The sequence below is a fragment of the Viridibacillus sp. NPDC096237 genome (genome assembly GCF_050278625.1).
Classification (GTDB): domain Bacteria; phylum Bacillota; class Bacilli; order Bacillales_A; family Planococcaceae; genus Viridibacillus.
Genome location: NZ_JBNNTI010000012.1, coordinates 58,364 through 72,495, shown reverse-complemented (window position 1 = coordinate 72,495; position 14,132 = coordinate 58,364). Strand labels below are relative to the sequence as shown.

12 protein-coding genes and 3 pseudogenes are annotated in these 14,132 nt (G+C 35.3%); 10 read left to right on the top strand and 5 right to left on the bottom strand.

Annotated features, from left to right (window positions below; all coding sequences use genetic code 11):
• Positions 1–347 precede the first annotated feature (347 nt).
• The 3 genes and pseudogenes from ACQKMD_RS09315 to ACQKMD_RS09305 all read left to right on the top strand — a co-directional run bounded on the left by ACQKMD_RS09315 (position 348) and on the right by ACQKMD_RS09305 (position 2,876).
• Positions 348–782 (top strand): annotated as a pseudogene (locus ACQKMD_RS09315) (DUF523 domain-containing protein).
• A 25-nt stretch (positions 783–807) separates the two neighbouring features.
• The gene (locus ACQKMD_RS09310; RefSeq protein ID WP_427751401.1) at positions 808–1,446 is read left to right on the top strand and encodes an NAD(P)H-binding protein; all 639 of its coding nucleotides are present in this window, start codon (positions 808–810) and stop codon (positions 1,444–1,446) included.
• Between the two features lie 245 nt (positions 1,447–1,691).
• Complete coding sequence (locus ACQKMD_RS09305; RefSeq protein ID WP_427751399.1) at positions 1,692–2,876, top strand: ABC transporter permease; 1,185 nt, start codon at positions 1,692–1,694, stop codon at positions 2,874–2,876.
• 53 nt (positions 2,877–2,929) lie between these two features.
• Here ACQKMD_RS09305 and ACQKMD_RS09300 read toward each other — a convergent pair whose 3' ends face one another.
• The 4 genes from ACQKMD_RS09300 to ACQKMD_RS09285 form a co-directional block, all read right to left on the bottom strand.
• Positions 2,930–4,129 (bottom strand): toxic anion resistance protein, encoded by a 1,200-nt coding sequence (locus ACQKMD_RS09300; RefSeq protein WP_427751397.1) that lies wholly within the window; start codon positions 4,127–4,129, stop codon positions 2,930–2,932.
• The gene (locus ACQKMD_RS09295) at positions 4,119–4,775 is read right to left on the bottom strand and encodes a 5-bromo-4-chloroindolyl phosphate hydrolysis family protein (RefSeq protein ID WP_427751395.1); all 657 of its coding nucleotides are present in this window, start codon (positions 4,773–4,775) and stop codon (positions 4,119–4,121) included. Before ACQKMD_RS09295 ends, ACQKMD_RS09300 begins: the two co-directional genes overlap by 11 nt.
• A 240-nt stretch (positions 4,776–5,015) precedes the next feature.
• Entirely contained in the window at positions 5,016–5,141 is a 126-nt protein-coding gene (locus tag ACQKMD_RS09290) for a hypothetical protein (RefSeq protein WP_427751393.1), read from the bottom strand.
• A 71-nt stretch (positions 5,142–5,212) separates the two neighbouring features.
• The gene (locus tag ACQKMD_RS09285) at positions 5,213–6,940 is read right to left on the bottom strand and encodes a methyl-accepting chemotaxis protein (RefSeq protein WP_427751391.1); all 1,728 of its coding nucleotides are present in this window, start codon (positions 6,938–6,940) and stop codon (positions 5,213–5,215) included.
• 125 nt (positions 6,941–7,065) lie between these two features.
• Between ACQKMD_RS09285 and ACQKMD_RS09280 the strand changes: the two genes are divergently transcribed.
• From ACQKMD_RS09280 to ACQKMD_RS09250, 7 genes and pseudogenes are all read left to right on the top strand, one after another.
• Positions 7,066–7,347 (top strand): DUF1033 family protein, encoded by a 282-nt coding sequence (locus ACQKMD_RS09280; RefSeq protein WP_427751389.1) that lies wholly within the window; start codon positions 7,066–7,068, stop codon positions 7,345–7,347.
• 224 nt (positions 7,348–7,571) lie between these two features.
• Positions 7,572–7,772 carry a cold-shock protein gene (locus tag ACQKMD_RS09275; protein ID WP_038189357.1) on the top strand — a complete coding sequence of 67 codons (201 nt, stop codon included), beginning with the start codon at positions 7,572–7,574 and terminating at the stop codon, positions 7,770–7,772.
• A gap of 269 nt (positions 7,773–8,041) precedes the next feature.
• Positions 8,042–8,413, top strand: a complete 372-nt coding sequence (locus ACQKMD_RS09270) for a VOC family protein (RefSeq protein ID WP_427751387.1) — start codon at positions 8,042–8,044, stop codon at positions 8,411–8,413.
• A 163-nt stretch (positions 8,414–8,576) separates the two neighbouring features.
• Positions 8,577–9,435, top strand: a pseudogene (locus ACQKMD_RS09265) (IS1380 family transposase); the annotation flags it as partial.
• Between the two features lie 97 nt (positions 9,436–9,532).
• A complete protein-coding gene (locus ACQKMD_RS09260; RefSeq protein WP_427751385.1) occupies positions 9,533–9,709 on the top strand; it encodes a hypothetical protein in 177 nt (58 codons plus the stop codon).
• A gap of 404 nt (positions 9,710–10,113) precedes the next feature.
• On the top strand, positions 10,114–11,475 hold the full coding sequence (gene glpT / locus ACQKMD_RS09255) for a glycerol-3-phosphate transporter (protein WP_427751383.1): 1,362 nt from the start codon (positions 10,114–10,116) through the stop codon (positions 11,473–11,475).
• Between the two features lie 382 nt (positions 11,476–11,857).
• A pseudogene (locus ACQKMD_RS09250) lies at positions 11,858–13,146 on the top strand (IS1380 family transposase).
• A 354-nt stretch (positions 13,147–13,500) separates the two neighbouring features.
• Here the strand turns inward: ACQKMD_RS09250 and kynB are convergent.
• Positions 13,501–14,127 (bottom strand): arylformamidase, encoded by a 627-nt coding sequence (kynB, locus tag ACQKMD_RS09245; RefSeq protein ID WP_427751382.1) that lies wholly within the window; start codon positions 14,125–14,127, stop codon positions 13,501–13,503.
• Positions 14,128–14,132: the final 5 nt, after the last annotated feature.

The following is a 14,132-nucleotide window of genomic DNA, read 5'->3' as shown; positions in this document are numbered from 1 at the left end:
TTCTTCTTAATTTTTTTGTATGCCAATTAAGTATTGGTATGGATAAACATTAGCAAAAGGTCATATGAAGCATCAAAATGTACTTAGGCGAACCCCTTTTGCTCTATATAAGGTATAGAATATCAATTTCGTTGGGGTAAGGTCCATAAACTATTCAAAACACAAATCATTGTGTAAATTGTATAAAATAGTTTTTATGTTCAATATAAATGTATGTTGCTACATTTTTTAGTTGATTGTAGCGGAGGGTGCTCGACTCCTGCGGTTGCCCGCGGAAAGCGAGCATCCCGTAGCGGAAATCAATCTACCACTTTAATGGTAATGGTTTAAAGATAGAGGTGATAGCAATGATAATAGTGAGCTCATGTATGGCAGGTTTACACGTAAGCTATAACGGTACACATAGTTTAAATCGGAAAATTCGTAAACTAATCGAAGTAAATAAAGCTGTTAAGGTATGACCTGAACTGTTAGGTGATTTTTCACCCTGAGAGAACCAGCTGAAATAATAGGCGGAGGATGTACTGGACGGGAATGCTAGAGTAATCGAAAAATCAGGTAGAGATGTTACGGATTTATACATAAAAGGTACTTTTGCTACGCTTAAAATGATACAGGAGCTTGAGGCAACGATCATTGTTCTTAAAGAGTATAGTCCTTCATGTGGTAGTGCAATGATTTATAATGGACAATTTAAAGTTTTTGTCGGGAGAACAATTTTACGAAGATATGGTAGATTAATAACAAATCTAAATGTGGAAATAATTTATAAAGCGACGTAAACGACTATACTTGGAGGTTGTATTAATGGATCATGAAAGTAGAGTAGCTATAATTGGTGGGACGGGGAAAGTAGGACGTTATATCGCTACTAAAGCGTTACAAAATGGTTATCAAGTTCGCATGCTTGTTCGAAATCCAGAAAAGATTGCTGATAAAGATAAAAGAATTGAAATTATAGAAGGAACAGTTGAGAATATAAATAATATAAAACTACTTCTTGATGGTTGTCATATTGTCATTAATACCTTTGGCCAGCCCCCTAAGGATGAACCAATATATAGTAGCCTAACGAAAAATATATTTGAAGTAATGAAAGAATTTGAAATTAGTCGATATATAGGTGTTACAGGAGGGTCTCTCAACATAAAAGGAGATAATAAAAACGTTTTAAATAAGATTGGTGCAAAGCTATTTGAAATTTTCTTTTCTAAGATGATGAAGGATAAGAAGGAAGAGTTAACTATTCTTCAAGAAAATATAGGAATTGAATGGACACTAATCCGCTTACCATTTGTAGTTGAGGGTTCGGAATTGGGGAATATTAAGGAAAGCCTTTCCGATATGCCTGGTACGAAAATTACTAATAAAGATATAGCAAGTTTTATCATTAATCAGATTGAAAATAGACAGTATATTCATCAAACTCCATTTATAGCAACTTAAATAAATGTAAACGCTACTTTCGTAATAAATAGGACTTAAATAGAAATAGAAAAGAGACTTCTACTGCAAGGAAGTTCTCTTTTTTTTGCATTTCATCATAATTTGTATCATAGCTATTAAAAAGTACTATTTCAATTTACTACTATGCGTTAGCAATTGCTTGATAAAGCTTGTTATCATTTCCAATTACTATTAGAATTTAACTATAATCTAACAGGGGTATATGATACATAGAGGAGAACATAATGAAAAATATAGATGAAATTTGGGCTATAAGATTCCAACAATATTTGAAAGAACTTTTTAAATACTTAAAATTTGTTTTTGCTACAAGTTATATAGCCATAATCATTGTGTTAGGATTTGCCGTTGCATATTACGGGAAATGGTTAAAGATAGTGGCGAATGATTTTCCAGCTGAGTGGCTTGTTTCTGCTTTATGTGGGGTATTATTGTCATTTAGTAGACCAACTACATTAATTAGAGAACCTGACCAAGTATACTTTTTACAGCTAGAATCTAAGATGGGCACCTATTTTAGAAAAGCAATAATATGGACATACTGGTCTCAAATTTGCATTGTACTAGTGATGTATTGTGCAGCAATTTCTCTATTACTAAAAGTAGAGAATCCATCATTATGGAAAATCTCTTTAGGGTTTTGTGGAATAATGATTTTAAAATATATTAATGTACGAATAGAATTTTTAAATCATTGGCAAAATCAGGGGAGACATCACTTTATTAATCGCTTGATTCGGTTGTGTCTTTCAATTATTGTATTAAAACTTGCGCTCGAAGGTGAAATCATTCTCTTCTTTATTATTATTGCTATATTAATAGTATATGAGAAACAGTATAGAAAAAAAGTTATGTTAAAACCTATTCCGTATGACTATTTATCAAAAATGGAAAGTGCTCGAATGGCTCGGTTTTATCACTTTGTGAATTATTTTACAGATGTCCCGTTTCTAAAAGAAAACATTAGTCGAAGAGCATGGCTAGATTTTGTGACTAAAATAATACGTTACGATCAAAAGAATACGTCTCTCTATTTAATAGCACGTACATTTATACGAACTGATGAGTCGGTCTATTTGTGGGGAAGATTAACGGTAATTTCAGCTTTTATAGTAGCATTTGTTAACGAACCTTTTGTTGTATGGGTAATTGTAAGTGCATTGTCATTTGCAACGATTTATCAAATTAAACACTTGTTCATTTCACCACGAAGTGTTCGTATGAATGCTTTTTATCCGGTTCCAGTAAGTAATCAACAAATAGCCATCAAAAAGTTATTACGTGTATTGATGGTATTACAAGCAACTATAGTTTTGTTATGCAGTCTCGTACAATCAGTTTCTATTTTAAGTTTCTTACTGATACTAATGATTGGGGAAATGACAATTCGATATACAGGAACGAAATAGATGTTAAAAAAAGAGCCCAATTCTAATGAGAGAATTAGGCTCTTTTCAATATCTTAGTAATTTGTACGATTATTATTTTGTTGCTGCGTATGGATAGCTAACAAACGTTGCTTTAACTCACCTTCCATACGAGCGATTTCAATTTCGGCAGCTTTTCGTTTTTGGCGTCCATCAGCTTGGATTTGCAGTGTTTCTTCGATTGTTTGGAGAAGGTTTTCTTGCGTTTTCTTCAAAGTATCGATTTCTATGAGACCACGTTCGTTTTCTTTTGCAGTTTCAATCGTGTTTACTTTTAGCATTTCAGAGTTTTTAAGTAACAAATCATTAGTAGTTTTTGTTACTTGTTTCTGTGCTTCTACTGCTCTTCGCTGATTGTTCAAAGTAAGAGCGATGGCAATTTGGTTTTTCCATAAAGGAATAGCTGTCATGATTGAAGCTTGAATTTTCTCTGCTAGCGTTTGATTCGTTTGTTGAATCATACGAATTTGTGGTGCAGATTGAATCGTAATTTGGCGTGATAACTGTAAGTCATAAATACGTTTCTCAAGGCGATCCACGAATTGTGCCATATCATTTACTTCTTGAACAAGCATTTGGTCATTAGCAAATTCTGCTTTCTGACGTAATTCAGGTAATAACTTAACCGTAATTTCATCACGTTTTAGTTCAGCTGCAGCGATATAAACATTCAATGCTTCAAAATACGTTTTATTTTGCTCATATAACTTATCGAGCATTTGAACATCTTCCACGAGATCGCGTTTAGAATGTTCTAATTGAATCCCAATACGGTCAATTTGTGTACTAAGTTTTTGATATTTTGTCATCATTTCTTGGATTGGACGTGCTATTTTACCAAAAAGTTTGCGAAGTCCTGACTTTTTCTCTTGAGATAATTCTTCAGGATCGATTTCAGATAGCTTATCCATTAAATCTTTTAGGACATCACCTACTGGCCCAATGTCTTTACGTTGTACATGATCAAGCATCTGATGAGAGAAGTGTGAAAGTTCGTTTTGAGCATTAGCTCCGTAAGTTAAAATGGATTCATAGTTGCCAACAGGAATTTGCGAAGCAAGCTGTTCCGCTTTCTTTTTATCCTCATCCGATAATCGGTCAATTTGCTTAACGGGCATGTCCGAAGCAGGGGAGACAGATGGTGCTTTGGCTAGTTCCGGCTGCATGTCAAAGGGATTGCTAAGTAGGTCGTCCATTGATTTAACTGGTTCGGGTGAAGCTGGATTATTTGTCATATAAATTCTCCTTTCGAGCAAGCAAAGGTTTGTTTTTTTGTGTTGATATTTGAGCAAAATCGAGCTCCATTTTTAGCTCTTCTATATCAGATGCTAAGACTGCTCGTAGATCGTCTTGCATTGTGTGATTTAAGTTTTCTAAAGTCTCGCGTGTTTGCTGAAGGGCAATATGAACATCTATGTCTTTAATCGGTTGCGTTGAGAGAAGGGCATACTTCTCAGTTAATTCTGAAGCTGATTCTAGATGTGCATAAAAGAAATCTTCGGCTTGGTAAAATTTCTTTGGGTTTGTCCGTACAATTTGGAAAATCCGTTTGGCTAATCGATTCATTTCAAAAAGTTGTTTAAAGGCCGAGATAGAGCGAACCTTTGTGTAGTGTCGATTTAAGTTTTTAATTTGAGCTTGTGCTAGCATCATTTGTTCTTTAATGTGACGATATTCTGAGCGAGTTATGCCTACAATTTTCAATTGTTTTCGAACTTGAACTTTTTTGAAGATATAGGCCGTGGTAAAGTACGTGATTAAAGCTAAGCCAGAACATTCAAGGAAAGTCAGTTTAAAAGCAAATAGAAAGACAAACCACATGAAGAAAGTAAAAGGGATTGTGATTGCATATCTTGCTAGAAAGTGTCGGAAATTGAGCATAATAAATTCCTCCTTAAACACCCTAATATTATGTACGAAATAGATAAAAGAAAGTTTCAATTTATCGTACAAAAAAGAGTCGGTTTAAACTATATCCGACTCCATAGAAGTATACCCTTTTAAATCATTATGTAATTCAATACGGAAACGATTATTTTCCGATTGAGGATTAACACCACGTTGAACGAATTGGAGAAATTGGTCGATTTGTTCTATTGTTCCTTCTACTTCAACCTCGATTTACTTATACTCATTTAAATAGCAGTTACCTTTCAAGTCGATTTCAATAGATTTTTGTTTAATGAAAAACCGATATCCGTGATTTTGATCTTTTCCGATAAATACAATATGAGCTCGCTTCCTCATTTTATTGCCTCCAATTACTTTAAAAATAGAAAGCCGGCATATTGTAGAATGTCTGCTTACCTATATTGATTTTATATTATTCCTCGTTCTTTTTCCAATTTTTCAAGTAGTTCATTAATATAATGCAGAACTTGCTGAGATGAGTTTTCAACTTCTTTTAATGCTAATTCAGCATCGAAGATATTACCCGCGTTAAAGGAAACAGCAGCTTTTTTTGCAGCTTCATGAACTTTTTGATGATGCGAGTCTAACTCGATATAGGCTCTTTCTTTGCCAAATTTATCGCGAGCTTTTTCAGATGAATACCATTTACCTAGTCGACAATCTCTATGTGAAGATACTTCGCTTTCTTCAATTTTCTCTAACCCTAAGAACATATTATAGACACGCCATTTCCATAGGATGTGATCAGCTTTTGATAATTGTAAAAGGGCATTACTTGAAAGTTGTACATTATTATTTTCAACAATACTTAAACGGAAATGGTTGATTTCAGCGCCTAGTCGATGGATACCAGCTGACGTTGATTGTCCTAATTCACGTATATCATCTTGCAAGTCAGAAATTTGTACCATGCGATGTGAGACTTCGTCAATTGCTGCAGCTTGTTGTTCTGATATAGCTGCTGTATTTGTAACATCTACATTAATTTCTTCGATAGCTTCTACGATTGAAGAAAGAAGTGGTAAAGAATCTTTTGCCTCATTTGTAGCCTCTTTAATAATGGCAGTTGTTTGAGAAATCGATGTTGCTACATTGTTTGAATAGCTTTTTAGATGTTGTACGTTCGAAGAGACTTCGCCTAAAGCTGACACAGTGTTTTCAGCAAGTTTACGAACTTCTTGTGCGACAACAGCAAATCCTTTCCCGTGCTCACCTGCACGTGCAGCTTCTATAGAAGCGTTTAGAGCAAGTAGGTTTGTTTGATCAGCAATTTCTTTAATTAGCGTTACAACATTCTCGATATCATTGACTCGTTTTTGTAATTCACTGAATGATTCTACAATCAATGTGAAGGTTTCTTCTGTTTTGAAGATTTCACTTAATGCAAAATCAATGGAGTTCTTACTATTTGTTGCATATTCAACAGAATCAGCTGTTTTTTCAGAAATACGGGCGGATGTTTTAGCTACTTCACTGATAGAAGCTGTAATTTGTTCTGTAGCTGCTGTGGATGATTGAATTTCTTCGTTTTGGCGATCCAAACTATAAATAAGGTCTTTCATATACATAATTTGTGAGTTCGTATCCATCAAAGCTGAAACTTCACTAACTGCGTGTTCAATCATTCTTTCAGTCGCTACCTCAAATAATAACTCTTGATCGATATTTACAGCAGCTTGAAATGAGCGCATCAAGTCGAATGCTTTGGCAGGTTTGTATCCAAAGTTATACAATATGTGTGTAGTCACATAAAAAGCAAACTGATTGAACATTACAATAGTTTTACCTGGTTCGAATTTATGGTGTCTAAATAAGTAAAAGAAACGTACAGTTTCATCAACGTACTTTTCGTCTCTATGATCTAAAAAGAATGAATTTAAGTATTTTTCGATAAATTGATCAGAAATCGGATTATGCTTATTTGGCGCAATTTCAGCTAAGTATTTTGTGAAAATGTCGCGCATAGAAGGTGTGCATTTCATTAATTTTGAATAAAGCTCTTTTAAGTTTTCTTCATCTCTATTGTGGAAATTATTAAATGCTAATGTATCTTTAAATCTCCCAATTGTATTGATGTCAGTTCCTCTTTGAAGTAGCTGAGTCATTTCCAATTTGGGTCTAATTGTAGCAAACATCCGAATCCCCCTGTGTTAAAAAATTGTATTTTTATAGTAATTTTAGCACATTAACGATAGGGAATAAAGGTATAAAAAATGTAACGGGTGAATATTTAAAATTTAAATAAAAGGATTTGAATAATATGTATAAAATAATTTATATGAAAGCAGATTATGAGCCGTGGTGGCAATTTGAAGGTTGGGAAGAGCATATTATAGAAGAAAATTCTTTCCGAGTAAAAGAAGAGGCTGAGCAATATTTGGTTGAGACATTACAGAATTTTAAAGAAAAGTATGATCACGATGCTAGTAAAAAAGAACGATTCTGGGCATTTTGGTCTGATGATGAAATCGGCTTTTGTGAAGCTTGTGATGAAGATATCCAAACGTACCATGGTATAATATGGATATATGAGGGAAATTAACCTCAAATTTAAGAATATTTTCCAAAAATTAAGAACATTTGTTGACAAAACTTCCATCTGTACATATAATTATGTTAACAATTGAAATTGATTAACCGCAACTCTCATTCACATATTACAAAAAGTGATCGACAGTAGTTCGGTACTTTATGTAATATGTGAATTTTTGTTTTCGGTCATTAATTACATATTGTCTACATTTATTTTTTTGGAGGTTTTCTCACATGAAACAAGGTACAGTAAAATGGTTTAACTCAGAAAAAGGCTTCGGTTTTATCGAAGTTGAAGGCGAAAACGACGTATTCGTACACTTCAGCGCTATCCAAGGTGATGGCTTCAAAACTCTTGACGAAGGTCAAAAAGTTGAGTTTGAAGTAGTTGAAGGTAACCGCGGACCACAAGCAGCTAACGTTACTAAACTTTAATATTAGCTAATAAAAAGGAATATCTTTCGGGATATTCCTTTTTTTCTGTTCATTTTTATGTATATGGAACTTACCTGTTAAAGATTAATGGAATAGAAAAGTACCTGCTGCTAGTATAAGTTTAAATGAGAGAATTAATACATTTTTAAGCATTATTTTTTTATTATTTGATAGAAGTATTAGTGATTTCTAAGGTTACAAAGAAGCGATAATCTATATAGAAGCATAATAATCATGTTATACTATTTTAATCATATAGGAGGTGCGTTATGATTAACAAAATTGGACAAGTAATGCTATATGTAAAAGATGTTGAAGCAGTTGCAACTTTTTGGGAGGATAAATTGAATTTTGTCGTTCGACAAAAAAGTAGCGAACCTTTATCGGTTGAGCTAGCACCAACAGTGGGTAGCGAAACTAGCTTTGTTTTGCATGATAAAGAATTTATAGCTAAGATGAGTCCGGAATTGCATTTAGGTACACCATCTGTTTTGCTTTATTCAAATGATCTTGAAAAAGACTATCAAAATTTACAAGAAAAAGGCGTAAAAGTAGGAGCAATCATTGAATTACCTCATGGTAAAGTATTTAACTTTGCGGATGTTGAAGATAATTATTTTGCTATTATTGAACCAAAATAATTCATAACGTGGAATCTTGTCGATGACTAAAGTAGTCTGGAATTGTAATTTAATCACATCATCCGAGTTATTGTTAATGGAAGCGATAAATCTCGCCTTCTAATAATCCATAGAGAAGAAAAACACATATTAGTGATGGCTAATATGTGTTTTTTCTTTTTATACGTTGGGCTTCCACCCACTTGTCGCATTTGATGGGCTGACAGGTGATTTTTTGAAAGCGCAATTACGACCCGGTAGTGTGTATACGTCGAATGGTGTGGTTGATTTTATGCGACCTTTAATCGAACACTACAACGAAAAGTTCCCTGAAACCTCTACTCTTATACGGGGGGGACAGTGGTTTTGCGGTGCCTGTGCTGTATGAACTGTGTGAAAAAGAACCTGTTTACTATATCATCCGTTTAAAATCGAACGCCAAACTGAAAGCACTCGCAGAAGAACTTCATCCAGCGCATGAAGTTCGCGATGTGTCGATGACGGAAAGCTATGTTGAGGAATCCATTTATCAGGCGTCCTCTTGGTCAACGTCACGTCGCATTATCATTCAATCAACGCGACCTGCCGGAGAACTGTTCTTTTCACATGCGTTTTTCGTGACAAATTTCAGCGAAAGTTTCTCACCACAGGCGATTGTCACGTCGTACAAAAAGCGAGGCACGATGGAAAATTTCATTAAAGAAGCTAAGGATGGCTTCGGTTTTGATCAAATGAAAAGTCATGATTTCCTCATGAATGAGGCGCGTATGATGTTAAGTCTACTTGCCTATAATTTAACGAATTGGCTGCGCACATTGACATTTCCGCCAAAACAAAAAGGGTTCCAAATCCAAACAATTCGTACACGTCTGATTAAAGTGGCAAGTAAATTAGTGAAATCTGGGCGCTCTCTCCATTTCAAATTGTCGTCGAGCTTCAGGAGGAATCCAGTTGTATTTCAGTCCTTATCCGTATTTTCTCTATTCAAATCACTATCCACAGTGGGTTATGTCAAATCATTCTACACCTACTCAAATTCCTAGACACCTAGCAATGCCGACGAACTCAACACAAAGCAGTCCCTTTCCCACTGTAGATACACATAAGTTCAAGACATCAGCGAAAGAGATTCAGAACATTATGCACCAAGCTCATTTGCTTATAGATAAAATTGCAGTGTCAGAACAGTTTGCACATGATTTAATAAATGCTGCACAACTTTCGAATAAAACTGAAGTCGATAAATTGATTTCAGCAACAGGATTACCATTACGTTCGATACTAAATATACACCAGACAATATTAGAATTAATTTGAATGAAAATGGTTGTTGTGGACTAACGATCATTTTAAATTGGTGATTGGAAAATTCACAAACTAATATTCATTTTCCGTTATCCATAAGATAGGTGTCCCAAAAGGGGTAAATCAACAGAAAAACAAATAAAGAAATAAAGAAATAAAGAATAGGAGTCGTAATTGTATTTGATGGGGATGTGGTGCTACCCCCACTAAAAGAATAGAAGTAAAATAGTCACAAAAAAATATTGACACCGTTTCCAAAAAAGTTTAACTTTTATATACAAGTTAACTACGTGATGGAGATTCGGAGACTCACACTACAAAGGTACTTTCCAAGTGGTAGTATGTCTGTTGAAGTGTGGGTTTTTTTCTGTATTCAAGATCAAATTCTTGTTAACTTCAAAATAAAGGAGGACTATATGCTTAAACTATTTAAGTCTGCCCCACCAGTTGAAAGGTTACCTGAAGACAAGATTGATTCTGAGTATAAAAAGCTTAGATTTCAAGTTTTCATGGGGATTTTCATTGGTTATGCCGCATATTATTTAATTCGTAAGAACTTCTCTCTTGCGATGCCGTATTTAACTGAAAAAGGTTTCACAACAGGGGAATTAGGTCTAGTATTGTCTGCGATTTCGATTGCATACGGGATAAGTAAATTTGTAATGGGAACAGTGTCGGACCGTAGTAATGCTCGGTATTTCTTATTCACAGGGCTGATTTTATCTGCTATTATTAACTTATTTATGGGATTTTTCCCCTTCTTTACATCGTCCGTTGCGATTATGTTTGTCATGTTATTTTTAAACGGTTGGTTCCAAGGAATGGGATGGCCACCATCAGGTCGTACGCTTGTCCATTGGTTTAGTGTAAGTGAAAGAGGGGGTAAAACAGCAATTTGGAACGTCGCTCACAATGTAGGTGGTGGCTTAATGGCACCACTAGCGATTGGTGGAATTTCAATTATTACGACATATTTTGGAGCAACCTATACAGGTTATGAAGGAGTATTTATATTACCAGCTTTAGTTGCAATCTTAGGAGCAGTATTATCATTTATTTTAATGCGTGATACACCTCAATCAGTTGGCTTACCTCCGATTGAAGAGTATCGTAATGATTACGCGAATAATTCTAAAACAATCTATGAAACTGAATTGACAACGAAAGAAATCCTTTTCAAACACGTATTAAATAACAAATGGGTTTGGGCCATTGCAATTGCAAATGTCTTCGTTTATTTCGTACGTTATGGTGTGCTTGACTGGGCACCAATATACTTAAGTGAAGAAAAGGGATTCAATATGAAAGAATCAGGTATTGCTTACTTTTTATATGAGTGGGCAGGTATTCCAGGTACACTTTTATGTGGCTATATATCCGATAAAGTTTTTAAAGGACGTCGTGGACCTGCCGGTGCTGTATTTATGGCGGGAGTATTAATCGCAGTTATTGTTTATTGGTTAAACCCTGCAGGAAATCCAATGATAGATAATATTGCGTTAATCTCGATTGGGTTCTTAATTTATGGACCTGTCATGTTAATTGGTTTACAAGCCCTTGATCTCGTACCAAAAAAAGCTGCAGGTACTGCAGCTGGATTAACGGGTTTATTTGGTTATTTAGGTGGAGCAGTAATGGCTAATGCCTTACTTGGGTATGTTGTTCAATTTTCAAGTTGGGATGGAGGATTTATGTTATTAACGGGTTCTTGTGTTTTAGCAATTATCTTATTCGCAATCACTTGGAATATTCGAGGACAAGAGGCTATAAAACATTAATTGGTTCTCTGTGAAATGTGGTGGTGGGAGATGTATTCCACCACCTCTTTTGTTTAACTTCTTGAAATTTGCACGACACACCTTTTACCTTTGCCATACATTCTACGTAGCAACAACAGACGGCACACCACTTGAACAAATCAAAAATGAGCTTCAAGTGGCATAAGGTACCAGTCATTGCATTTTATATAGTAATATTTGTATTAAAAATTACTCATTTAGAGTTATAAGCCTGAATTATTCACCGTTTTATCTAGATAAGCTTCTAAAGCCAAGTTCATCGTCTTTTTCACCAAATATTTATACATGAAATAAATGAAAAAAGAATCCTATTCTGCTAAGGTTAAATCACGACAAAATAACTTCAGAAAGGATTCTTATAATGGCTACTTTACCGCAAATGAACCTACATTTCAATCGTCGTATTAAATTATCGAATGATGGAGGGGCTCTTTCTTCCGATACAGGAAGCATGGTGTTTCTCAAACTTTGGCAAAGAATCTCCATTTACATGACACACGCTCTTTTTTTATTCATGCCAATGAAAACTTGCTTCGTCAAAAGATTTATCAAATAATCGCTGGTTATCCAGAAGATGATGCAGCGGACCGATTGACAGAGGACCCTGTTTTCACGCAAATAGTAGGTGTCCCTGCGTTAGCTTCTCAACCGAGTTTATCTCGTTTTTGGGAACGCTTTGACGCAAAATCTATTGCACAATTACAACAGGCCAATCAAGAACTACTTGATAAAGTACATACGTATAGAAAATCAAAAGCCATTATCTTCGATTTGGATTCTACGCATGCAGATACCTATGGCAATCAAGAATCAACTGCCTACAATACGCATTATAAAACAGTCGGTTTTCATCCATTAGTTGCTTTTGATGGTGTAACAGGTGATTTTCTGAAAGCTCAGCTTCGTCCTGGCAACGTCTATACTTCGAATGGTGTCGTAGATTTTATCCGACCGTTGATTGAACATTACAATGAATACTTTCCAGAGACGACTCCGTGTATTCGTGGAGATAGTGGTTTTGCGGTACCTGCTTTGTATGATATTTGTGAAAAGGAATCGGTTTATTACGTGATTCGTTTAAAATCAAATGCCGTTTTACAACGACTAGCTGAGGAATACCAGCCTTCCACTGCGCCTTCTGATAGCACAAAAACCGAATACCATTTTGAGGAAATGATCTATCAAGCAAAATCATGGTCTAAACCAAGAAAAGTAGCGATCCAATCCCAGCGTCCGGCGGGTGAACTGTTCTTTACCCATACATTTTTTGTGACTAATTTAGTAGAAGCTTTCACTCCGGAGGCTATTGTTCGTACATACCAAAAAAGAGGCACAATGGAGAACTATATCAAAGAAGCAAAAAACGGTTTTGGGTTAGATAAAATGACTAGCCATTCTTTCCAAGTAAACGAGGCTAAGGCGATGCTGAGTCTCCTTGCTTATAATTTCACGAATTGGTTACGCACCATTTCTTTTCCAAAAAGACAAAAGCAGATGCAAATTCAGACCATTCGTACACGTCTTGTGAAAGTCGCTAGTAAATTAGTGAAGTCAGGACGATCCCTTTACTTCAAGTTATCTTCCAGTTTTGTGTACCAAGAATTCTTTTGGAAGATACTCACCCGAATTCAGCAATTAAAATTCGAATAGACCACCAATTATATCCATTTTCAAAAAACGATTTCGCAACCAAGCGAAAGGTCTGCCTAAAATCGTTATTTTCAAGATACTTCATCGCGAAATGCCACTTTCAAGGAACTGAAACAAAGAGACACTGCTCAAAATGAGTCGAGAACAATGGAAATTGGTTAAATGAGTAATTTCGAACAAGCGTGAATAATTCAGGGTAATCTATTTACCTTTACTGATGGACTTAAACGAATGTTCGAGTTGTCAGTATTTAATGGACCAAAATAAATTAAACAAGCCAAATCATTTTCGTGACCCGGCTCGTTCTTATGAAAGATTTTAACTCAATACATACATTTCAAGTCTTATTTCTTTTTAGGGTAACTTTTTCAATACAGCACGTACCGGACTTCCATCTGCTTCAACCAATGGAAGTGGGAGGGCTGCCAACTCATAATTTCCTGGTCCAATCTCATCTAATACAAGCCCCTCCAAAATGTGAATTTTATAACCGGCAAGTTCATGATGCGCAGACAATTCTTTACTATCAAGTGGATCTACTGAAGGTAAATCAAGGCCAATAAGACGAACACCCAGTTCTGAAAGATATGCCGCTAATTCTGGTTGGATATGAGGAATGGTTTGTGGAAACACGCTTCGATTCTTCCATGCATCTGTGCGGATTAACAGTCGCGTCACGCCTTGTAGATCTAGGTTGGATAATTCATTTACGCCAATGCTAGTTCTGTTCGGTAAATAGATGACTGTTGCATTCCCTATATATAAATCGAGATCCAGATCAATTACTCTTTTTCCATCGTTATCAAAATGAAAAGGTGCATCAATATGAGTACCAGTGTGTAAACTCATATTGATTTGACCTACATTGACAGAGCCACTCTCTACTTTACTCCAATTGACTTTGTATGAGAATGGTGTATCTCCAGGCCATACTACAATGTTTTCATCAAGACGTTGTGAAATATCAATCCATATACCCATGCACC

What these genes read in the sequence shown, in the direction of transcription:
- ACQKMD_RS09275 (WP_038189357.1), top strand. Translation starts at nt 7,572, where the DNA reads ATGAAACAAGGTACAGTAAAATGGTTTAACTCAGAAAAAGGCTTCGGT.
- ACQKMD_RS09260 (WP_427751385.1), top strand. Translation starts at nt 9,533, where the DNA reads ATGCACCAAGCTCATTTGCTTATAGATAAAATTGCAGTGTCAGAACAG.
- ACQKMD_RS09290 (WP_427751393.1), bottom strand. Translation starts at nt 5,141, where the DNA reads ATGAGGAAGCGAGCTCATATTGTATTTATCGGAAAAGATCAAAATCAC.
- glpT (WP_427751383.1), top strand. Translation starts at nt 10,114, where the DNA reads ATGCTTAAACTATTTAAGTCTGCCCCACCAGTTGAAAGGTTACCTGAA.
- kynB (WP_427751382.1), bottom strand. Translation starts at nt 14,127, where the DNA reads ATGGGTATATGGATTGATATTTCACAACGTCTTGATGAAAACATTGTA.
- ACQKMD_RS09295 (WP_427751395.1), bottom strand. Translation starts at nt 4,775, where the DNA reads ATGCTCAATTTCCGACACTTTCTAGCAAGATATGCAATCACAATCCCT.
- ACQKMD_RS09305 (WP_427751399.1), top strand. Translation starts at nt 1,692, where the DNA reads ATGAAAAATATAGATGAAATTTGGGCTATAAGATTCCAACAATATTTG.
- ACQKMD_RS09300 (WP_427751397.1), bottom strand. Translation starts at nt 4,129, where the DNA reads ATGACAAATAATCCAGCTTCACCCGAACCAGTTAAATCAATGGACGAC.
- ACQKMD_RS09310 (WP_427751401.1), top strand. Translation starts at nt 808, where the DNA reads ATGGATCATGAAAGTAGAGTAGCTATAATTGGTGGGACGGGGAAAGTA.
- ACQKMD_RS09270 (WP_427751387.1), top strand. Translation starts at nt 8,042, where the DNA reads ATGATTAACAAAATTGGACAAGTAATGCTATATGTAAAAGATGTTGAA.
- ACQKMD_RS09285 (WP_427751391.1), bottom strand. Translation starts at nt 6,940, where the DNA reads ATGTTTGCTACAATTAGACCCAAATTGGAAATGACTCAGCTACTTCAA.
- ACQKMD_RS09280 (WP_427751389.1), top strand. Translation starts at nt 7,066, where the DNA reads ATGTATAAAATAATTTATATGAAAGCAGATTATGAGCCGTGGTGGCAA.